We start from the raw sequence: 19,619 nt of genomic DNA on the forward strand, positions 1-19,619 counted from the left end.
TGAGGTTATGTCGAAAGAAGCAGCACAAAAGCGCATTGAAGAGCTTCGTGACATTTTAAATAAGTTTAATTATGAGTATCATGTGCTAGATAATCCATCTGTATCCGATGCAGAGTATGATCGTCATATGCAAAAACTTATAAAATTAGAAACAGAACATCCAGAATTATTTACAGAAGATTCTCCGTCCGTTCGCGTTGGCGGAGAGGTTCTTGATATTTTTGAGAAAGTAACGCATAAATCACCGATGTTAAGTTTAGGGAATGCTTTTAATGAAGGAGATTTACGCGATTTTGATCGCAAGGTACGTCAAGGAATTGACGAGCAAAATGTAAGATATGTGTGCGAATTAAAAATTGACGGACTTGCCGTTTCCCTTCATTATGAAAAAGGGCGCTTCATTCAAGGGGCAACTCGTGGTGATGGTATAACGGGTGAGGATATCACACAAAATTTAAAAACAATTAAAGCAATTCCTCTCCGTTTAACAGAAGAAGTGACGCTTGAAGCGCGCGGTGAAGCGTACATGCCGAAACGTTCATTTGTGAAATTAAACGAAGAAAAAGAACAGAACGGTGAAGCTGTATTTGCGAACCCTCGTAATGCAGCAGCAGGTTCATTGCGTCAGCTTGATCCAAAAATTGCGGCAAAGCGTAATTTATCTTTATTTGTATATGGACTTGCCGATTTAGAAGGAAAGACGATTACATCGCATAGTGAATCGTTAAACTTTTTAGGGGAGCTAGGTTTTAAAACAAATCCTAATCGCCAAGTTTGTGAAACAATTGATGATGTCATTCATTATGTACAAGATTGGCAAGAAAAACGCCCGCATCTTGACTATGAAATTGATGGTATCGTTATTAAAGTAGACGATGTGTCTCTTCAAGAAGAATTAGGAACAACAGCAAAAAGTCCGAGATGGGCAATTGCGTATAAATTCCCAGCTGAGGAAGTTGTTACGAAGCTGACGGGTATTGAACTAAGTGTCGGACGCACAGGTGTTGTAACACCAACCGCTGAATTAGAACCAGTACGTGTTGCAGGAACAATTGTCCGCCGTGCTTCTTTGCACAATGAAGATTTAATTCGTGAAAAAGACATTCGCATTGGCGACTATGTTGTTGTAAAGAAAGCGGGAGACATTATTCCTGAAGTTGTAAATGTGATTGTAGACCGCCGCACAGGGGAAGAAGAAGAGTTTCATATGCCAACGCATTGTCCGGCATGTGAGAGTGAACTTGTTCGTTTAGAAGAAGAGGTTGCACTTCGTTGTATTAATCCAGCATGCCCAGCGCAAATTCGGGAAGGATTAATTCACTTCGTATCACGTAATGCAATGAATATTGACGGATTAGGTGAACGTGTAATTACGCAGTTATTCGATGCGAACTATATTCGTACGTTTGCAGATCTTTATACATTAACGAAAGAACAGTTATTACAACTAGAACGTTTTGGAGAAAAGTCTGCTTCAAATCTAGTACAAGCAATTGAAGCTTCAAAAGACAATTCATTAGAGCGATTACTGTTCGGCCTTGGTATTCGCCACGTTGGTGCAAAGGCTGCTCGTACATTAGCGGAACATTATGAAACGATGGATAACATAGTGAAAGCTACAGAAGAAGAGCTGAAAAACATTAATGAGATCGGCGAAAAAATGGCGCAATCTATCGTTACGTATTTTGACAATGAAGATGTACAAGGGCTATTACAGCAATTTAAATCATATGGCGTAAATATGATTTATAAAGGAATAAAACGAGCAGATTTAGAAAATGTTGAGTCTTACTTTACAGGAAAAACAGTCGTTTTAACTGGTAAACTTGAAGTGATGGGGCGCAGTGAAGCGAAGAAGAAAATTGAAGCGCTTGGCGGAAAAGTCACAGGTAGTGTGAGCAAAAGTACAGATTTAGTCGTTGCAGGAGAAGCTGCGGGCTCTAAGTTAGCGCAAGCACAAAAACATAACGTTGAGATTTGGGATGAAGAGAGGTTCTTACAAGAGCTCAATAATTAAGAGGTGCAAAGTTACCATGAAAAAAGTGATATTAGCAGTGTTAAGTCTTGGGTTACTTCTCAGTGGATGTAGCACTAGTTTGAAAAAAGAAGATAAAGTTGTGGAGAAAACAGGTAATTCCAAAAATCAAGCGGTTGTTCCGAAATACTCTATTTCAGATGATTTTTACAAAACAGCAGTTACTTCATCTGACGCAGGTTCAGCACGCGGGTTAGTTGCCCAAGGATTAAATAGTCGTTTAGATGTTGATGAATTTGAAACAGGATTAATGCGCATTGCAAAAGAATCATTTAGTACGAAAGATTATGTATTGCAGGGCGGAAAGTATTTAGATAAAGATACAATACAAGCGTTATTGGGCAGGAAACGTACGTCTGAGGCACAAGCTAATTTAGAAAAAGTAGCGAAGAAGAAGCTGCCAAATGGTTTAAATCCAGAGTTACCAGCCGGAGAATCAGAAACATTAACAGCAAGAAATGAAAAGAGTCCACTTTATTTAGCACAAATTTTAGAGCAAGATTATTTAAAAGTAAAAGATAATCAAGCAGAGTTAGGCGGAGTTGTTATTGGCCTTGCGATGAATTCTGTTAATTATTATACAGAAGAACACGGTTATCCGCGTGAACAAAAAATTGATGATAAAACATTGCTAGATCAAGGTCAAAAAATGGCTCAAGAAATTTTACCGATTTTGCAACAGAAAGATGAATTGAAAAATGTGCCAATTACATTTGCGATTTACAGGCAAGAATCTAAATCTTCACTTGTACCAGGTTCATATTTATCATATGCAACAGTTGATAAAGGCAGTGACAAAGTTGACAATTGGAAAGCGATAGATGAAAAGTATTATTTGTTCCCTTCGAATGCAGCAGACACCGATTATCGTGACGATGCAACAATCGTAAAGAATTTTAACGCTGACGTAGCGAAGTATTTTAAAGACGATTATACTGCAGTTGTTGGCAGGGGATTCTATAAAGACGGTCAATTAAAAGAAATGAAGCTTGAGATTCCAGTTCAGTTTAGTGGAAAAGCGGAAGTTATTGGATTTACACAATATGTATCTGGAGTTGTTATGGATAAATTCCCTAATTATATTAAAGTACAAGTAACGATTAAGTCGGTGGAACGTCCAGAAGCGATTATTATTCGTGATGTGAAGCAAGATAAACCGTTTGTCCAAATTTTAGATTAAGAAAAAGTCAGTCCTTTTCCTAAGAGCGGCTGAAAAAGAATTTACTTTAAGCAACTGAATTTAAGTATCGACAAAGTGAAGAAGATAATGATCCATATATGATGGATCATTATCTTCTTTTTGTGTTGAAGCAGCTTTTTTCAGTGTTCACTTTTATCCCGCTATTCGCGGACAGTAAAGCCCCCCGCTTCAAGATTTAGGGGAAATAGAGAAGAGAGATGAGGGATAAAAACACTTACGGAAATTTCACTTTATAGTAGAAATTTTGTTATAATTTTTAATGTTGTTAATAAAAAAGGGGATTGAGGGAAAGTACAGATGGAAGATTTAAATTTACAAGTCATTATACTACTCATTGCTTTTGGATTTTTAGCGTCATTTATCGACTCTGTGGTTGGAGGAGGCGGTTTAATTTCCCTTCCAGCACTTATGTTTCTTGGGCTGCCGCCGGCTTCGGCTATTGCTACAAATAAATTGGCAGCAACAATGGGATCATTTACGAGTACGGTTTATTTTATTCGTTCTAAAAAAGTAGATTTTCGCATTGTAGGAAAGCTCATTCCGTTCACAATTGTTGGGGCAATTGCAGGGGCATTTGTTGTCAAGTACATCCCGCCGGCTGTTTTACGACCGCTTGTGCTAGTTTTACTTGTATTAATTGCCATTTATATTATTCTAAAAAAAGATTGGGGTAGTGTAGCTACCTATAAGAAAATGACGAAGGGAAAAACATTTTTATTTTATTTCGTCATTTTAATGCTTGGATTTTATGACGGTTTTTTTGGACCGGGCACAGGTTCATTTTTAATTTTTGCATTTTTATTAATTGGGTTGGATTTTATCGGTGCAGCAGCATCTGGTCGAGTTTTAAATTTTGTTAGTAATATTGTATCATTGATTACATTTTTATTTTTAGGCGCAATTCAGTTTAAATATGGTTTGATCATGGGTTTATCAATGATTGCAGGGGCATATTTCGGTTCAAGATTTGCTGTTCAAAAGGGTGTAGGATATATACGAATTTTATTTTTGGCCGTAACCATTTTGTTAATTGGGAAAAACTTTTGGGAATACGTTCATATTTTCTAACAGGATGCATATGCATCCTGTTGTTTTTTTATTTATTATATTTAAAAAATTATTTAATTTTAAAAATATAAGTCTAAGAATATTTGAACAAATCTAAATTATCGTGTAGAATAATGTTGTATTATGTAAACGTTTTTTTCTAAGGGGAGGCTAAAATAATGGTAGTAGCATACAAACATGAGCCATTTACAGATTTTACAGTAGAGGCAAACAAAGTAGCGTTTGAAGAAGGTTTAAAGAAAGTAGAATCTTATCTTGGACAAGACTATCCATTAATTATTGGGGGAGAAAAGGTCACTACAGACGATAAAATCGTTTCTGTAAATCCTGCAAATAAAGAAGAAGTCGTTGGCCGCGTTTCAAAAGCAAGTCGTGAATTAGCAGAAAAAGCAATGCAAGTAGCGGATGAAACATTCCAAACTTGGAGAAAAACGAAGCCAGAAATGCGCGCAGACATTTTATTCCGCGCAGCTGCAATCGTTCGCCGCAGAAAACATGAGTTTTCCGCAATTCTTGTGAAAGAAGCAGGTAAACCATGGAATGAGGCAGATGCTGATACAGCGGAAGCAATCGACTTCATGGAGTATTATGGTCGTCAAATGTTGAAATTAAAAGATGGCATTCCAGTAGAAAGCCGTGCAATTGAATATAATCGTTTCTCTTACATTCCATTAGGAGTAGGTGTTATCATTTCTCCTTGGAACTTCCCATTTGCAATCATGGCAGGTATGACAACAGCTGCATTAGTATCTGGTAACACTGTGTTATTAAAACCAGCTAGTACGACACCTGTAGTAGCAGCGAAGTTTATGGAAGTATTAGAAGAAGCTGGCTTACCAGCAGGCGTAGTAAACTTCATTCCTGGTAGCGGATCTGAAGTTGGAGATTACTTAGTTGATCATCCTCGTACACGCTTCATCAGCTTCACTGGATCACGCGATGTTGGTATTCGTATTTACGAACGCGCAGCAAAAGTAAATCCAGGACAAATTTGGTTAAAACGTGTTATCGCTGAAATGGGCGGTAAAGATACAATCGTTGTTGATAAAGAAGCAGATCTTGAATTAGCAGCAAAATCTATCGTTGCATCTGCATTTGGTTTCTCAGGACAAAAATGTTCTGCATGTTCTCGTGCTGTAATCCATGAAGATGTATACGATCAAGTATTAAATCGTGCGATTGAATTAACAAATGAATTAACAGTAGGAAACCCAACTGTACAAGGTACAAACATGGGACCAGTTAACGACCAAGCTGCATTCGATAAAGTAATGAGCTACGTTGTTATTGGTAAAGAAGAAGGTAAACTTGTAGCAGGTGGCGAAGGTGATGATTCTAAAGGTTGGTTCATTAAACCAACAATCATCGCTGACGTTGCAGAAGATGCTCGTCTAATGAAAGAAGAAATCTTCGGACCAGTTGTAGCATTCTGCAAAGCAAAAGACTTTGATCATGCACTTGCAATTGCGAACAATACAGAATACGGTTTAACAGGAGCTGTTGTTTCTAATAACCGTGAACACATTGAAAAAGCACGTGAAGACTTCCACGTTGGTAACTTATACTTCAACCGTGGATGTACTGGTGCAATCGTAGGTTACCAACCATTCGGTGGCTTTAATATGTCTGGTACAGACTCTAAAGCTGGTGGCCCTGACTACTTAGCACTTCATATGCAAGCAAAAACTACTTCTGAAACTCTATAAGAAGTATAGGAAAGACCTTCTCCTTAGTGGGAAGGTCTTTTTTGTTCGTGTTATTTTGAAAGTTGCAATGTACATAAAATAGTAAGTACCACTGTTTTCATGAACAGATATGTTAGCTTAGTAGAATATGAGTTAAATAATAGTGTTGTTAATAGGGATAAAAATAGAGTGATTCTCAAAATCACTCCAAAAGTTTATTGATTTAACCGGATTTCCACCTCAATTTGTGGATTCATGCTTTCCAACAAAGATGCAAATTTTTGTTTATCCTTTGGAGATACAAGTGCCATTCCAAAATTAGAGTCATAAATGATTTCAAGCCTATGAATTGAAAGCGCGGAAGATGCTAACGGATTTTTTGTTTGTGTAATTTTTTTTATATCTTTTATTGGAATTCTCTTTTTTATCGGCCCATTTTGGATGATTAGTAGTTCGTTATTTATTTTATATCCTGTTGTAAACCAACTCCAAATTAACAAAATTGCAAAAGGTATTGTAAAAAAAAGAGCCTCGTAGTCTCTTCTTATAAATAATGGAACAAAACAAGCAATTATGCAGCCAAAATAAATGGGATATAACCATAAATCTTTTTTGGATGGAAAATACAATTACACCCTCTCCTGTCTCTAATAGCTATATACTCTTACTAACCTATAAGTTTCATGAATTGGAAATATTTAAATTTCTACACCCCTTTTGGTTATAGATGCTTTGTTGTTGCTACGCTCCGTAATATCGGAAAATTCAAACTTGTTCAAGATGTATGAGTGAAATGCCTTTGAATCATTACATCCAACCTTTAAAAGGTACAAATAATTTTATGAATTTACAATTTCTTAACGATTAAAAAACTAAACATTTACAAGTTTTTTATTTTTGCTTCATATTTGTTTATTATTATTTGAAGTGTAAACAAAAGCAAACAAACAATAAAACAAAAAGGGAGACTGACTTTTATATGAATAAAAAATCGATTTGGAAGATCGTAACAGCAGGTGCGTTAGCAGTTTCTATGTTTGCAGGATGTTCAAGTAAAGAAGAAAAAGAGGCAAAAGCAATTGATTATAATAAGCTTTCGCTTCAAGAAATTGTAGAGAAGGCGAAAAAAGAGGGAGAGGTCAATTCAGTAGGGATGCCTGATGCATGGGCAAACTGGAAAGGAACTTGGGATGACCTGAATAAAGAGTACGGCCTTAAACATACAGATACAGATATGTCGAGCGCTGAAGAGTTAGCGAAGTTCGAATCGGAAAAGAATGATGCAACAGGGGATATTGGTGATGTTGGTATTGCTTTTGGTCCATTAGCAAAAGAAAAAGGATTAACATTACCGTATAAAACATCCTATTGGAATGATATACCTGAATGGGCAAAAGATAAGGATGGCCATTGGGTAGTAGGGTATACAGGAACGCTTGCCTTTATTACAGATAAGAATAAAGTGAAAAATCCACCAAAATCATGGAAAGATCTTGAAAAAGGAGATTACAAGGTAACAATCGGTGATGTGCAAAAAGCAAATCAAGCACAATTTGGGGTATTAGCCGCAGCTTATGCAAATGGTGGGGATGAAAAGAATATCGAGCCAGGTATTGATTTCTTCCAAAAACTAGCTAAACAAGGACGCTTAGGTACAGCCGAGCCTAACTTAGCTGCTTTAGAAAAAGGAGAAGTTGATGTTGCAATCGTTTGGGATTTTAATGCACTAGGATATCGCGATAAAATTGATCCAAATCGTTTTGACGTAGTGATTCCAGAAGAAACGTCTGTTATGTCTGGTTATGCTACGATTATCAATAAGTATACAAAACATCCATACTCAGCTATGTTAGCGCGTGAGCAAATTTTATCAGATAAAGGGCAGATCAATTTAGCTAGTGGATATGCTCGTCCAATTCGTGAAAATGTGAAGCTTCCTGCAGATGTAAAGGCAAAGCTTCTCCCAGATACAATGTACAAAAATGTACGACACGTAGCAGATGAAAAAGCTTGGGAAGATGTAACAAAACAATTACCGCAATTATGGCAAGAGAAGGTGTTAACGTATGTCAAATAAACTTGCATTTATTATGATTGATGGTTTGCGTTACGACACTGCGGTGATGCAAATGGGTTACCTGCATCACCTTGTTGAAAAGGGAAAAGCAGCAAGATATAAAGTGAAATCAGAATTACCATCGATGTCTCGTCCTTTATATGAGGTGTTGTTGACAGGTACTCCAGCTTATGAAAATGGTATTACAACAAATCATGTAGTTCGTTTATCAAATCAAGAAAGTTTGTTTCATTTAACGAAAAAACATGGTTTAACAAATGCAACGGCTTCGTATTATTGGGTAAGTGAGCTATATAATAAAGCGCCGTTTCATCCTGAAACGGATCGTATTCAATTGGACGATTCCCGCCCGATTGAAAAAGGCATTTTCTATTGGGAAGATCATTATCCAGATACACATTTGTTTGCGGATGCGAATTACTTACTGCGAACATATCAACCAGATTTTTTATATGTTCACTCTATGAATGTAGATGATGACGGACATAAATTTACAGCGGATTCAGATAAGTATCGTAATCGGGTTATTGCTGTAGATGTTATTTTAGCAAATATCTTACCGGCTTGGATAGAAGCTGGGTATCAAGTAATTATCACTGCAGATCATGGAATGAATGATGACGGTAATCATGGGGGAACAACGGCAGCTGATCGTGATGTTCCGTTGTTTATCATTAGTGATAAAGTGACAACAGGAATATATGAGGAGGAAATTCCTCAATTACAAATTGCTCCTTTAGTTTGTAATCTACTTGGAATTCAGTCGTCACACCGTATGCAAAATTTAGCTATTCCTGGTGTAAAGAAGGCGTCTTTCGTTTAAGAAGACGCCTCTTCTTTTAAGAGAGGAGTTTTAAATTTGAAACGTATTAATGGAATGCTTATAGCAAGTCTTATTCCGTTCTTTTTATTGATTGTATTATTTTTATTTGTTCCCCTCATTTCTATGATTTATGGAAGCTTTCAACAAACAGGAGGAAATGGTTTCACCGTTTCTAATTATATAGAAGTATTTAAGAATTCTTATTATCATCAAGCATTTAAAAACAGTATTTTGATTTCGATTGTTTCAAGTTTTATTGCGATTGTAATTTCTGTGTTTGCTACGTACTCAATTACTCTTTTTCCTAAAAAAATACAAGATCGAATTTTAATTTTTGCGAACTTGACATCTAACTTTGCAGGTGTGCCTTTAGCCTTCGCTTTCATTGTTTTATTAGGGAATAGTGGATTGTTTATGTTATTGTTTCAACATTTGGGGTGGGATACGTTAAGCTCCTTCCACTTATATTCTTGGTCAGGACTTGTATTCATTTATATTTATTTTCAATTACCGTTAGGAATCATGCTTCTTTATCCAATTTATGCAGGAATTCAAAAACAATGGAAAGAAGCAGCTGCATTGCTTGGGGCATCTTCTTATCAATTCTGGTTACGAATTGGCTTGCCGGTTATATTGCCAAGTATTGCGGGGACATTTAGCATTTTGTTCGCCAATGCAATGGGAGCATATGCTTCGGCTTATGCGTTAACTGGAAGTACGTATAACCTTGTGACAATTCGAGTAGGAGCTTTAGTTTCAGGAGATATATTCGCCCGTCCTGAACTAGGCAGTGCATTAGCGGTTCTTTTAGGTTTAGTACTGGTAGTAGCGATGTTAATTAATGAATGGTTAACTCGTAAAATTCGGAGGGATTTATCTTGAAACGACCGTTTAATCATTACGTTACAATAGGAATCGTTTTTTTGTATTTATTTATTCCGTTGCTTGCAACAATTCTATATTCTTTTGCGACAAATTGGAATAGAACAATATTGCCAGAAGGGCTGACGTTGCAGTGGTATAGTAATTTATTTAGCGATATGCGTTTTATAGAAGCTTTTGGACGATCTTTATTATTATCATTAGGGTCCACTGTATTAGCAATTATCATTATGGTGCCTGCAATATTTTCAATTGTTGTATATGCACCTAGATTAGAAAAGTTTGTACAAGCGCTTATTATCATGACGTATGCAATGCCCGGTGTCATTATTGGCGTAGGTTTAATCCGTTCTTATTCAAGCAGCGGAATTTCGATGGTATTAGTAGTTGTTGGAGCTTACTTTGTTACAATTCTTCCTTATATGTATCAAGGAACACGAAATAGTTTACGGACAATACATGCAAAATCATTGATGGAAGCAGCAGAAATGTTGGGAGCCAGTCGCTTTACGGCATTTATGAAAATCATTGTACCTAACATTTTATCGGGGCTTTTAGTATCGTCTCTCTTGTCATTCTCTATGTTGTTTGGCGAATTTGTATTAATTAACTTGCTTGTCGGGGGGCGTTTCGAAACGATTCAAACGTATTTGTATCAAAATTTAAGTAAAAGTGGGCACATTGCGAGTGCTATTGTAGTTTGCTATTTCTTTTTAATGTGTATCCTTTCAACAATTATTGTAAAAATGACACGTATCAAAAAGGAGACAGTGTAATATGAGTTATGTCACAATAGAAAACCTTACGAAGTCCTTTCATAATCAAACAGTTCTGCATGATGTCTCTCTTTCTTTTAAAGAAGGCGAATTTGTAACGTTATTAGGGCCAAGCGGTTGCGGGAAAAGTACATTGCTTCGCACTTTAGCAGGGTTAACAGAAATGGACAGCGGTACAATTCAAATTGACGGAAAAGATGTGACAAATGCAAAACCGAAAGACCGCCAAGTAGGGATGGTATTTCAAGCATATGCATTATTTCCAAATATGACTGTAGAAGAAAATGTAGCGTTCGGGTTAAAGATGAAAAAAATGGACAAAGAGACGATTCGCCAAAAAGTATCCCGTATGATTACTCTTGTCGGCTTACAAGGAAAAGAACGATCTTATCCGAGGGAATTATCTGGGGGACAACAACAAAGGGTTGCATTAGCTCGCTCTCTTGTAACAGAACCGAAAGTGTTGCTTTTAGACGAACCGTTGAGCGCGTTAGATGCACAAATTCGTAAAAGCTTACAGAAGCTGTTGAAATCTATTCAACAAGAATTAAATATGACGACTGTACTAGTTACACATGATCAAGAAGAGGCAATGGCTGTTAGTGATAAAATTTACATTTTAAATGCAGGATATATTGCCCAAAGTGGTACACCGCATGAAATTTATACTCATCCTACCAATGAATTTGTGGCTAGATTTATCGGGAATTATAATGTATTAACGAGAAATGAAATGAAGTTGTTAATAGGGGATACAGAAGAGTTTACACATGACTTATATGCTATACGTCCGGAAGTGTTTAGCCCTGAATGCCAATCAAATACCTATACGATTTCTGGGAAAATTCATAAGGTTATGATGCTTGGAAATGTTACACGCTACGAATTGTGCTCTAACAATGTAACGATAACAGCTGAGCATCTTCATAGCACTAGAGAGATCTTACAAGAAAATGAACTGAAAAAATTATACATTAGTAAAGAGGATGTGATTCCACTGATATGAATTTATCATTACTCGAGCGTCACCAATATATTTTAGATCAGTTAGAACGAGAAAAAAAGATTATTGTCGCTTCTCTTGCTAAAAGTTTAGGAGTAACACCGGAAACAATTAGAAGAGACTTAGATATTTTAGAAAAAGAGAAAAAACTGAAAAGAGTACATGGCGGTGCGGTTAACTATCATCAAACGAATAATGAACCTCATTTTAGTCAGAAAATGAATGTATTTTACGATTTGAAACAGGAGATTGGAAAAAGGGCTGCACAGTTTATTCAAGATGGAGATACTGTAATGATTGATATAGGAACAACAACCATCCATTTAGCTCATTCTATACAAGATGTACAGCGAGTTACTATCGTTACAAACTCATTAGCGGTAGCCGATATTTTAAATCAACGATTAGAAGAGAAACATTTCGATGGGAAGGTTATTATTCTTGGGGGAGTATTAAATCCTGAGCAAAAATCAATTACCGGTTCTTTAACATGTAAAATTCTACAGGAGTTTCAATTTGATAAAGTATTTCTTTCATGCGGAGGAATTACACAGACAGATGTGAGTGACTATGATTTGGAAGAGGCTATTGTTTCTGCTGCAACGGTAAAGCAAGCGAGCCAAATATTTGTATTGGCTGATTCTTCTAAAGTGGATACAAAATCATTTTATCGTATTTGCCCATTGGCGGCGGTTGATTATATCATTTGTGATCAAGATATGCCGTATGCATGGAGAAAAAACCAGCTAGATACGATGTTGCAATGGATTATTGTCAAAGGTGGAGAGCACTATGAAAGTTGATTATCATTTACATTTAGAAGAAGGGCCCTATTCATTACGCTGGCTTAATCGTACAAATATTGCTTTAAATCATTTTAGTCCAATTGAGGAGAAGTATCATACGCTAGAATGGTTGAATAAAAGCATGGAACGATTGGGACATCGCCTTCAAAAAGGTGCATATGATGCATCTTGGCTTGATTTATATTTACAAGAGGCAAAGAGAAAAGGGTTAAGCGAAGTTGGAATTGTAGATCATTTATATCGTTTTAAAGAAACTCGTTCGTATTTTGAGCGGTATTTGGACTTGAGTGATACGGAAATTGGAAGAAAGCAACGATTATGGCTAGATCAAGTTATGACACAATCTATGGACGAATTTGTACAAGCTATTACAGATGCAAAAGTAACCTGGGAAAAAGAAGGAGTAAAGCTGCGCCTTGGAATGGAGGCAGATTATTTTCCTGGCGGAGAGAAAGAACTGAAAGAGTTGCTTGGAGCATACGATTGGGATTATGTAATTGGTTCTGTTCATTATATATATGGATGGGGCTTTGATAATCCTGATACTCAAGAGCATTTTTATAATTATAATTTAGTAGAATTATATAAGGACTTCTTCCATGTAGTAGAAAAGGCAATTCGAAGTGAACTATTTGATTTTGTTGCTCATCTTGATAATTTAAAAGTTTTTAAATTCCGGCCGGACGAGAATCTTCTCCTTTCGCATTATAAAGAAGTTGCGAGAGCGTTAATCGAAACAAATACAGCAACTGAGATTAATGCGGGATTATATTATCGTTATCCTGTGAAAGAAATGTGTCCAAGTCCAACCTTTTTAGATATTTTAGTTCAAGAAGGAGTAGCATTTACGACATCTTCGGATTCTCATTTCCCTGATGATTTAGGGGCATATGTAGAGAAAAATACGGAAATGCTTTTGGGAAAAGGAATAAGGGAAATTGCTACATTTGAACAACGGGAAAGAATTATGAGACCTTTAGGATAAGAAACATGAAAAAGGTTTTATCTTCGTATTGACGGACCATGGGACTTTACTTAGTACCTGTAGTCTAAAACTATTTCTATTAGGAATTACAATAAAAAGAGTGAATATATATTGAATCTGCTTAGTTTTTAACATTTTTATTAAAAATACGTTATATTTGTAGAAAATATATTATATTTTGTAGTATTTCTCTGTATAAATTTCACATATTTCCTGTATAATACAACTTGAAGGAAAATCTATGATTAGACAAGAAGACACCGCTTTCAGTTTGCTCGCTGAAGGCGGTGTTTCTTTTTGTGCATCTTGATAAGAATATAGAGTTATAGGAATTAAAAATGTGCTAGAATACGAATTTATATTGTAATTTGAAAGGGTGTTTGTCCCAATTAACCATGTATGATGGGTAATTATTTTCTTTTTGTGTCGAAGTAGGTTTTTTTAATATCCTCATTAAGTCTAAAGGGATTTTTCGCGCTTTATAAACTCTTCTGTGCTAATTAACTCAGCATACACTTCATTTAAGGAAGCTAGAATTGTATTGTGAATATATACAGCTGGAATAGACACATTTTTAAAGATTAAGTCTTTCGTTGCACACGCATCGTGTATTACTGTACATGTAAAGCCAAAATCAAAGGCGGCTCGTACTGTAGCATCAATGCACATATGTGTCATCATACCGCATATAACGACTTGCTCGATTTGTAAATCTTGTAATTCCTGTAATAATGAAGTTTCTCGAAAGCTATTTGGATAATGCTTCAGTATGACTGTTTCGTGCTGCAAAGGACGAACATTCTCATGAATGTGTACGCCTTCTGTATTTGGAAGAAAAAATGTTGCATTTTCGCGAGTGGAAACATGTTGGATATGAAAAATAGGCTGATTTGTTTCACGGAAATGTTGAAGTATGCGTTTTGCATATTCGCACGCTTCGCTAGCATTGCGCAGTTCCATTTTTCCGTTTGGAAAATAATCATTTTGGATATCAACGAGTAAAAGAGCAGTTTTCATTTCAGTTACAGCCCCCAGTTTCGATTTTGTATTCGTTTAATTATTCCATTATTTTGGGGAGTTTTCCTTTTAGAAAAATGTGAGATAAAGAAATTTACATTAAATTAAAACTGAAAAGTTTAATTTTTTTGTTGACTCTTACTTTTCAGAGTTTTATAATGAAAACTAATTAAATGACAACTAAATCGATATGAATTCTTATCCAGAGAGGTGGAGGGACTGGCCCTATGATACCTCAGCAACGGATTCTTTTGAATACCGTGCTAATTCCAGCAAGCTTTTTGAAGCTTGAAAGATAAGAAGATGTGAGTGCGCATATTCAAATGCCCTTCTTCTTATGAAATTGGATAAGAAGAAGGGCATTTTTTATTTGCCTTAAGAATGACTTCAGGTTGTTACAGAGAATAGGAGGGAATAGGATGATTTCATTCGACAGAGTGAGTAAAGTGTATGAGTCGAGCGGTCAATCTGTACATGCGGTAGAAGATGTATCCTTAACGATTGAGCAAGGTGAAATTTTCGGTATTATCGGTTTTAGTGGCGCTGGGAAAAGTACACTATTACGTTTAGTCAATATGTTAGAGCATCCAACATCAGGTATTGTGTCCATTGATGGGAAAGACATTACATTGTTATCGACAAAAGAGTTACGACAGTTGCGTCAAAGGATTGGGATGATCTTTCAAAGCTTTAATTTGTTCAGTTCACGAACTGTGTATGGAAATATTGCTTATCCGCTCAAATTAGCGAAGTTACCAAAGAATGAAATTAAAAGGCGAGTAACAGAATTATTACAATTTGTCGGGTTAGAAGATAAGGCGAATTATTATCCAGAGCAATTATCTGGAGGACAGAAACAGCGCGTTGGCATCGCAAGAGCACTTGCTACATACCCAGATGTACTAATTTGTGATGAAGCTACATCAGCATTGGATCCAGAGACAACGTCAGAAATTTTAAATCTTTTAAAAAAGGTAAATAAAGAATATAAAGTTACGATTCTTCTCATTACACATGAGATGCAAGTTGTAAAAGAAATTTGCCACCGGGTTGCTGTTATGGAAAAGGGAAAGGTGATTGAAGAAGGCACGATTTTCGATGTGTTTACAAGCCCAAAAACAAAAACGACGCAAAACTTTGTAAGGTCTGTTATTAATGATCACTTACCAGAGAGCGTGATTGCTAAAATTCAAAGTGGAGGCCTCATTTATCGTATAACATTTACTGGTGAAGCAACAGGACAGCCGCTATTATCTTATATTGCCAAACATTATAACGTTGATGTAAATGTACTCTATGGAAATATTATTGAACTACAAGGCATTTTATTTGGAAATCTTCTCGTTGAATTACAAGGGGAGTCAAAAGAAATTCAGAAGGCAATTCATCATCTGCGCTTGCAAGTTCAGTTGAGGGAGGTTGAAAGTCATGCGAGTTGATTGGAGTACATTTTGGCCACGGATTGTAGATGCGACTGGAGATACGGTATTAATGGTTATTGCTACCCTTATATTCGCTACAATTCTTGGTATACCTCTAGGTTTACTTTTATATGTGACAAGAAAAGGTAATTTTTTAGAAAATAAACTGGTCTTTTCTATCCTTAATATTGTTATTAATACGATTCGTCCTATTCCGTTCATTATCTTTTTAGTAGCTCTTAGTCCTGTGACGCGTGCTGTTATTGGAACAACGATTGGAACGGCTGCTGCGATTTTTCCAATGACGCTCGTTGCTTCTATTGGAATTGCAAGGATGGTAGAAACAAATCTTGTTTCTGTTCCGAAAGGAGTTATTGAGGCAGCTCAAGCGATGGGGGCTTCTCCGCTAAGAATTGTTTTTGAGATTCTCGTTCCAGAAGCGTTAGCCCCATTAATTTTAGGGATTACGTTTATGACAGTTGCGTTAATCGAATTTTCAGCAGTTGCCGGTCTTGTTGGCGGTGGTGGTCTTGGCGACTTGTCGATGACATATGGTTATCAGCGTTTTGATACATCCGTGATGTTTGTAACAGTTGTATTATTAATTCTTCTTGTGCAAGTTGCACAAAACTTAGGAAACTATTTTGCGAAGAGATTTTTACGTAGATCATAAAACAGAATAAGAAAAGAGGGAAATGAAATGAAAAAATTATTAGCATTTGCATTGTCGGCGGTTGTGAGTGTATCGGTATTAAGTGGTTGTGGTAAGGATTCAAAAGAAGCAGCAGCGAAGGAAAAAGTCGTTCGCATTGGTGTAACAGGAACGGATGGAGAATCATGGAATATTCTCAAAAAGAAAGCTGAAAAAGAAGGAATTCAAATTAAGTTAGTTGAGTTTTCTGACTATACAACACCTAATAAAGCACTAGCAGATGGAGACATTGAACTAAATGCATTTCAACATATTGCTTTTTTAGAGCAATTTAAAAAAGAGCATAAATTAGATATTACAGCCATTGGTACAACACAAATTGCACCAATGGGTTTATTCTCAGAAAAGTATAAGAAACCAAGCGAAATTCCAAACGGTGCAGAAATTGCAATTCCGAATGATCCAACAAACCAAGCTCGCGCGTTAAAACTTCTCGATGCAGCTGGATTATTAAAACTGAAAAAAGACTTTGGGTTATTTGGTGATCCAAGTGGTATTGTTGAAAATCCAAAAAAATTAAAAATCACACCGGTTGTAGCGCAGCAAACACCGCGCGTACTAAAAGACGTAGCAGCATCTGTTATTAACAATGGTGTAGCAGGGCAAGCGAATCTTGACCCAGTTAAAGATTCCATTTTCTTAGAAGATCCAAAGAATGATAGTGCAAAACCATACTTGAACATTTTTGCTGCTCGTACGAAAGATAAAGATAACGCAACATACAAAAAAATCATTGAATTATATCATTCAAAAGAAGTAGAGGAAGCACTTAAGAAAGAAACAAATGGCGGATCTATTTCTGTGAATCTTCCATTAAAAGAGATTGAGAAGATTGTGAAATAATATTGGGTTTAACTAATTATCAGATGGGCCCCCTCTTCTGATAATTAGTTCAACATATAGCGCCTAACAGACAATACCCTAATTTTGTACCCCAAATTCTGTGAAATATAGAATTCCATGTTTGTTAGGTATAATAGGTAGAAGAGACTAGGATTTTTCCTAGTCTCTTCTTATATATTTATCCCGCATTAACGCGCAGTAAACCCCCACTGATGAAAGTTTCACTTTATTCAATTGTCACACGTTTTAAAGAGGTTTCCGCAGGTTGTTTCTGCTCTTGTATATAGGAAGTTAACTCTTCATGAAACATGTTCAGCACCTCGTTTGCTCGCTGATGGAGCGGGGCAGGTAATCTGTTTATAACGTATCCTCCAATTTCTAGCTTCGTCCGAATCATTTTCCGCAATAAATCCTCATGCATGAACGACACCTCCAAATCGAATGTTGAGTACATCACCTTCAAATTTTGCTCCTTGAATGGACAAATGTGTTAATGTTTTTGGCAATGTAATGTTTCGTTTTACGGAACCGGCACGAATAATAAGTTCATCGCCTTTTTGATTTAAAGAGAGTTCACTTTTATTCGAGAATGGGATGGAAAGAACAAAGGTATATTCATCACCATTTTTTGTGACATATTGCGTCCGTCCGTTGAATTTCACGGCAGTTGGATCAGAATCACTTTTAAATAAAGCATCGCCAACACGCTCTAGCATAGATAAGCCAACTACTTCTTGTTCAAACATAGGTGCTTCGTAAATAGGAAGCGGCTGAAAACTATCTTGAATTAATGCTTTATATTTCTTTTGCGCATCTTTCCAGGCTTGAAAATAAGAGTCTGTGACGGTGTTAGGGATGACTCGATTTATCATGATGGCATCAACGTTATAGTCGTACAGATTTAAATACGTAAAGCTGCGCTGAGCCTCTTTAATAACCATTTTTTCTGGATTTACAACAACACGAATGCTTGTTACTTCTCGGTTGGATAAAATATCACGCATTTCTCCTAGTTGTTCAAGTGTATTTGTTAATTCATCCATAATATCATCAGTAGGAAGCGGGACACCGAGCAATGGCTGTGCAACAGGACGTACAACCTTTAATACTTTGCGTTTAATTGGAAAGAGTTTTTCCATCCACCAGCCGAGCATATCAGGGAAGCTTAACATTGCTAACGTTTCACCGGTTGGTGCACAATCAATAATGATGACATCATATGTTTTTTGTTTATAGTAATCTAATACACGTAGTAAGCTAATTAAATCTTCCATACCTGGGAACATAGTAAGTTCTTCTGTTGTAATATCGTCAGCTGCTTTTGATGTGAATAGCAATGTAATATATTTTTGCAGTTTGCCCCAGCCTTTTTCCATTTCATAGATTGTATTAATTTCTTGTGCCCATAAATTTTCTCGAATTTCTTGTGGCTCAGAAGATAATTTTATGCCGAACGAATCTCCTAAACTATGAGCTGGATCGGTGCTCATCACTAATGTTTTTAATCCTTGTTTAGCACTTTGAAGTGCCGTTGCTGCTGAAATACTAGTTTTTCCTACGCCGCCTTTACCTGTGTACAAAATAATTCTCATCATCATATCCCCTTTATTTCGGTAGTCGAATATTACGAGAGTCGAAATATGTGTTTGAATAAAAACCCGCAATGGGGCCTATTCAATCGGAATGTTTTTCATTTTAGGTGAAGTAAGTTTTTCTTCTGGTTTTTGTTGTGACGTAGCGATGTGATTCATTATTTTTTGGAAGATTTGCAGTAAAAATGCTTTTTCTTCTTCTGATAGTGCTTCAGTTACAAGATTAAAATAATGAGCAGCATTTTGCTTTACTTCTTCTACAAGCCTTATACCAGTTTCTGTTAAACGAATTAATACAATACGACGATCACTTTCACTTCGGTAGCGTTCAATATATCCTTTTTTTACGAGACGATTGACGACACCTGTCGTTGTACTCATTGGAATATCAAGAAGTTCTGTAATTTTGCTCATCGTAATGTCTGTATTTCGCTCCATCCATAGCAGACAGAATACTTCTGTTTTTGAAAGTGATAAATCAAGGCTTACCCATTCTTCTGGATAGAAAAGCTTCTTGGCGTTATCGAGCAGTAAGTCTAAAAAGTGTTCATATTGCAGCAATTATTTCCACTCCCGTATATTTCGAGGTTCGTAATATTTATTATCATTCTATGTTGGATAGGAATAAATGTCAAATGTTTATTTAGATTTTTTAGTCTACTTATAAGGAGATTTTTTATGTGCTAAAGCAAT

The 19,619-nt window shown here is 36.2% G+C and carries 19 protein-coding genes and 1 riboswitch; of the genes, 14 read left to right on the forward strand and 5 right to left on the reverse strand.

Annotated elements, in window-relative coordinates; genetic code table 11:
- The first annotated feature begins 7 nt into the window (after positions 1–7).
- From ligA to pruA, 4 genes are all read left to right on the forward strand, one after another.
- Entirely contained in the window at positions 8–2,017 is a 2,010-nt protein-coding gene (gene ligA, locus ACFQZ1_RS02420; RefSeq protein WP_377880506.1) for an NAD-dependent DNA ligase LigA, read from the forward strand.
- A gap of 16 nt (positions 2,018–2,033) precedes the next feature.
- On the forward strand, positions 2,034–3,215 hold the full coding sequence (locus ACFQZ1_RS02425; protein ID WP_377880507.1) for a CamS family sex pheromone protein: 1,182 nt from the start codon (positions 2,034–2,036) through the stop codon (positions 3,213–3,215).
- Between the two features lie 318 nt (positions 3,216–3,533).
- On the forward strand, positions 3,534–4,304 hold the full coding sequence (locus ACFQZ1_RS02430; RefSeq protein ID WP_377880508.1) for a TSUP family transporter: 771 nt from the start codon (positions 3,534–3,536) through the stop codon (positions 4,302–4,304).
- Positions 4,305–4,462: 158 nt separating this feature from the next.
- Complete coding sequence (gene pruA / locus ACFQZ1_RS02435) at positions 4,463–6,010, forward strand: L-glutamate gamma-semialdehyde dehydrogenase (RefSeq protein WP_377880509.1); 1,548 nt, start codon at positions 4,463–4,465, stop codon at positions 6,008–6,010.
- A gap of 194 nt (positions 6,011–6,204) precedes the next feature.
- On the opposite strand, the gene ACFQZ1_RS02440 is transcribed toward pruA, so the two are convergent.
- Positions 6,205–6,618 carry a PH domain-containing protein gene (locus tag ACFQZ1_RS02440; RefSeq protein WP_377880510.1) on the reverse strand — a complete coding sequence of 138 codons (414 nt, stop codon included), beginning with the start codon at positions 6,616–6,618 and terminating at the stop codon, positions 6,205–6,207.
- Positions 6,619–6,968: 350 nt separating this feature from the next.
- Between ACFQZ1_RS02440 and ACFQZ1_RS02445 the strand changes: the two genes are divergently transcribed.
- Genes ACFQZ1_RS02445 through ACFQZ1_RS02475 form a run of 7 tightly spaced genes read left to right on the forward strand, consistent with a single transcriptional unit; the run spans position 6,969 to position 13,341 of the window.
- A complete protein-coding gene (locus tag ACFQZ1_RS02445; RefSeq protein ID WP_377880511.1) occupies positions 6,969–8,066 on the forward strand; it encodes an ABC transporter substrate-binding protein in 1,098 nt (365 codons plus the stop codon).
- A complete protein-coding gene (locus tag ACFQZ1_RS02450; RefSeq protein ID WP_377880512.1) occupies positions 8,056–8,889 on the forward strand; it encodes an alkaline phosphatase family protein in 834 nt (277 codons plus the stop codon). The genes ACFQZ1_RS02445 and ACFQZ1_RS02450 overlap by 11 nt, the downstream gene beginning before the upstream one ends.
- A gap of 36 nt (positions 8,890–8,925) precedes the next feature.
- Positions 8,926–9,771 carry an ABC transporter permease gene (locus ACFQZ1_RS02455; RefSeq protein ID WP_377880513.1) on the forward strand — a complete coding sequence of 282 codons (846 nt, stop codon included), beginning with the start codon at positions 8,926–8,928 and terminating at the stop codon, positions 9,769–9,771.
- Positions 9,768–10,547: an ABC transporter permease gene (locus ACFQZ1_RS02460; RefSeq protein WP_377880514.1), complete on the forward strand. Its 780-nt coding sequence runs from the start codon at positions 9,768–9,770 to the stop codon at positions 10,545–10,547. The genes ACFQZ1_RS02455 and ACFQZ1_RS02460 overlap by 4 nt, the downstream gene beginning before the upstream one ends.
- Position 10,548: 1 nt before the next feature.
- Positions 10,549–11,553, forward strand: a complete 1,005-nt coding sequence (locus tag ACFQZ1_RS02465; protein ID WP_377880515.1) for an ABC transporter ATP-binding protein — start codon at positions 10,549–10,551, stop codon at positions 11,551–11,553.
- Complete coding sequence (locus ACFQZ1_RS02470; RefSeq protein WP_377880517.1) at positions 11,550–12,353, forward strand: DeoR/GlpR family DNA-binding transcription regulator; 804 nt, start codon at positions 11,550–11,552, stop codon at positions 12,351–12,353. Before ACFQZ1_RS02465 ends, ACFQZ1_RS02470 begins: the two co-directional genes overlap by 4 nt.
- Positions 12,343–13,341: a histidinol phosphate phosphatase domain-containing protein gene (locus ACFQZ1_RS02475; RefSeq protein ID WP_377880518.1), complete on the forward strand. Its 999-nt coding sequence runs from the start codon at positions 12,343–12,345 to the stop codon at positions 13,339–13,341. Before ACFQZ1_RS02470 ends, ACFQZ1_RS02475 begins: the two co-directional genes overlap by 11 nt.
- A gap of 459 nt (positions 13,342–13,800) precedes the next feature.
- On the opposite strand, the gene ACFQZ1_RS02480 is transcribed toward ACFQZ1_RS02475, so the two are convergent.
- The gene (locus ACFQZ1_RS02480) at positions 13,801–14,358 is read right to left on the reverse strand and encodes a cysteine hydrolase family protein (RefSeq protein WP_377880519.1); all 558 of its coding nucleotides are present in this window, start codon (positions 14,356–14,358) and stop codon (positions 13,801–13,803) included.
- Between the two features lie 195 nt (positions 14,359–14,553).
- Positions 14,554–14,660: riboswitch (SAM riboswitch) on the forward strand.
- Between the two features lie 117 nt (positions 14,661–14,777).
- Between ACFQZ1_RS02480 and ACFQZ1_RS02485 the strand changes: the two genes are divergently transcribed.
- Genes ACFQZ1_RS02485 through ACFQZ1_RS02495 form a run of 3 tightly spaced genes read left to right on the forward strand, consistent with a single transcriptional unit; the run spans position 14,778 to position 17,334 of the window.
- Positions 14,778–15,797, forward strand: a complete 1,020-nt coding sequence (locus ACFQZ1_RS02485; RefSeq protein ID WP_377880520.1) for a methionine ABC transporter ATP-binding protein — start codon at positions 14,778–14,780, stop codon at positions 15,795–15,797.
- The gene (locus tag ACFQZ1_RS02490) at positions 15,787–16,452 is read left to right on the forward strand and encodes a methionine ABC transporter permease (RefSeq protein WP_377880521.1); all 666 of its coding nucleotides are present in this window, start codon (positions 15,787–15,789) and stop codon (positions 16,450–16,452) included. Before ACFQZ1_RS02485 ends, ACFQZ1_RS02490 begins: the two co-directional genes overlap by 11 nt.
- A 27-nt stretch (positions 16,453–16,479) precedes the next feature.
- Positions 16,480–17,334: a MetQ/NlpA family ABC transporter substrate-binding protein gene (locus ACFQZ1_RS02495; RefSeq protein ID WP_377880522.1), complete on the forward strand. Its 855-nt coding sequence runs from the start codon at positions 16,480–16,482 to the stop codon at positions 17,332–17,334.
- Positions 17,335–17,560: 226 nt separating this feature from the next.
- Here the strand turns inward: ACFQZ1_RS02495 and ACFQZ1_RS02500 are convergent, their stop codons facing one another.
- The 3 genes from ACFQZ1_RS02500 to ACFQZ1_RS02510 form a co-directional block, all read right to left on the reverse strand.
- Positions 17,561–17,755 carry a DUF3926 domain-containing protein gene (locus ACFQZ1_RS02500; RefSeq protein WP_377880523.1) on the reverse strand — a complete coding sequence of 65 codons (195 nt, stop codon included), beginning with the start codon at positions 17,753–17,755 and terminating at the stop codon, positions 17,561–17,563.
- Positions 17,748–18,929 carry an ArsA family ATPase gene (locus ACFQZ1_RS02505; protein WP_377880524.1) on the reverse strand — a complete coding sequence of 394 codons (1,182 nt, stop codon included), beginning with the start codon at positions 18,927–18,929 and terminating at the stop codon, positions 17,748–17,750. Before ACFQZ1_RS02505 ends, ACFQZ1_RS02500 begins: the two co-directional genes overlap by 8 nt.
- A gap of 75 nt (positions 18,930–19,004) precedes the next feature.
- Positions 19,005–19,487: a MarR family winged helix-turn-helix transcriptional regulator gene (locus tag ACFQZ1_RS02510; RefSeq protein WP_377880525.1), complete on the reverse strand. Its 483-nt coding sequence runs from the start codon at positions 19,485–19,487 to the stop codon at positions 19,005–19,007.
- Between the last annotated feature and the right edge of the window lie 132 nt (positions 19,488–19,619).

The sequence above is a fragment of the Bacillus sp. CGMCC 1.60114 genome (genome assembly GCF_042676365.1).
Lineage (GTDB): Bacteria > Bacillota > Bacilli > Bacillales > Bacillaceae_G > Bacillus_A > Bacillus_A rhizoplanae_A.

Excerpts from the sequence above, each read along its gene's own strand:
- ligA (WP_377880506.1), top strand. The coding sequence starts at position 8 with ATGTCGAAAGAAGCAGCACAAAAGCGCATTGAAGAGCTTCGTGACATT.
- ACFQZ1_RS02425 (WP_377880507.1), top strand. The coding sequence starts at position 2,034 with ATGAAAAAAGTGATATTAGCAGTGTTAAGTCTTGGGTTACTTCTCAGT.
- ACFQZ1_RS02430 (WP_377880508.1), top strand. The coding sequence starts at position 3,534 with ATGGAAGATTTAAATTTACAAGTCATTATACTACTCATTGCTTTTGGA.
- pruA (WP_377880509.1), top strand. The coding sequence starts at position 4,463 with ATGGTAGTAGCATACAAACATGAGCCATTTACAGATTTTACAGTAGAG.
- ACFQZ1_RS02445 (WP_377880511.1), top strand. The coding sequence starts at position 6,969 with ATGAATAAAAAATCGATTTGGAAGATCGTAACAGCAGGTGCGTTAGCA.
- ACFQZ1_RS02450 (WP_377880512.1), top strand. The coding sequence starts at position 8,056 with ATGTCAAATAAACTTGCATTTATTATGATTGATGGTTTGCGTTACGAC.
- ACFQZ1_RS02465 (WP_377880515.1), top strand. The coding sequence starts at position 10,549 with ATGAGTTATGTCACAATAGAAAACCTTACGAAGTCCTTTCATAATCAA.
- ACFQZ1_RS02470 (WP_377880517.1), top strand. The coding sequence starts at position 11,550 with ATGAATTTATCATTACTCGAGCGTCACCAATATATTTTAGATCAGTTA.
- ACFQZ1_RS02475 (WP_377880518.1), top strand. The coding sequence starts at position 12,343 with ATGAAAGTTGATTATCATTTACATTTAGAAGAAGGGCCCTATTCATTA.
- ACFQZ1_RS02480 (WP_377880519.1), bottom strand. The coding sequence starts at position 14,358 with ATGAAAACTGCTCTTTTACTCGTTGATATCCAAAATGATTATTTTCCA.
- ACFQZ1_RS02485 (WP_377880520.1), top strand. The coding sequence starts at position 14,778 with ATGATTTCATTCGACAGAGTGAGTAAAGTGTATGAGTCGAGCGGTCAA.
- ACFQZ1_RS02490 (WP_377880521.1), top strand. The coding sequence starts at position 15,787 with ATGCGAGTTGATTGGAGTACATTTTGGCCACGGATTGTAGATGCGACT.
- ACFQZ1_RS02495 (WP_377880522.1), top strand. The coding sequence starts at position 16,480 with ATGAAAAAATTATTAGCATTTGCATTGTCGGCGGTTGTGAGTGTATCG.
- ACFQZ1_RS02500 (WP_377880523.1), bottom strand. The coding sequence starts at position 17,755 with ATGCATGAGGATTTATTGCGGAAAATGATTCGGACGAAGCTAGAAATT.
- ACFQZ1_RS02505 (WP_377880524.1), bottom strand. The coding sequence starts at position 18,929 with ATGATGAGAATTATTTTGTACACAGGTAAAGGCGGCGTAGGAAAAACT.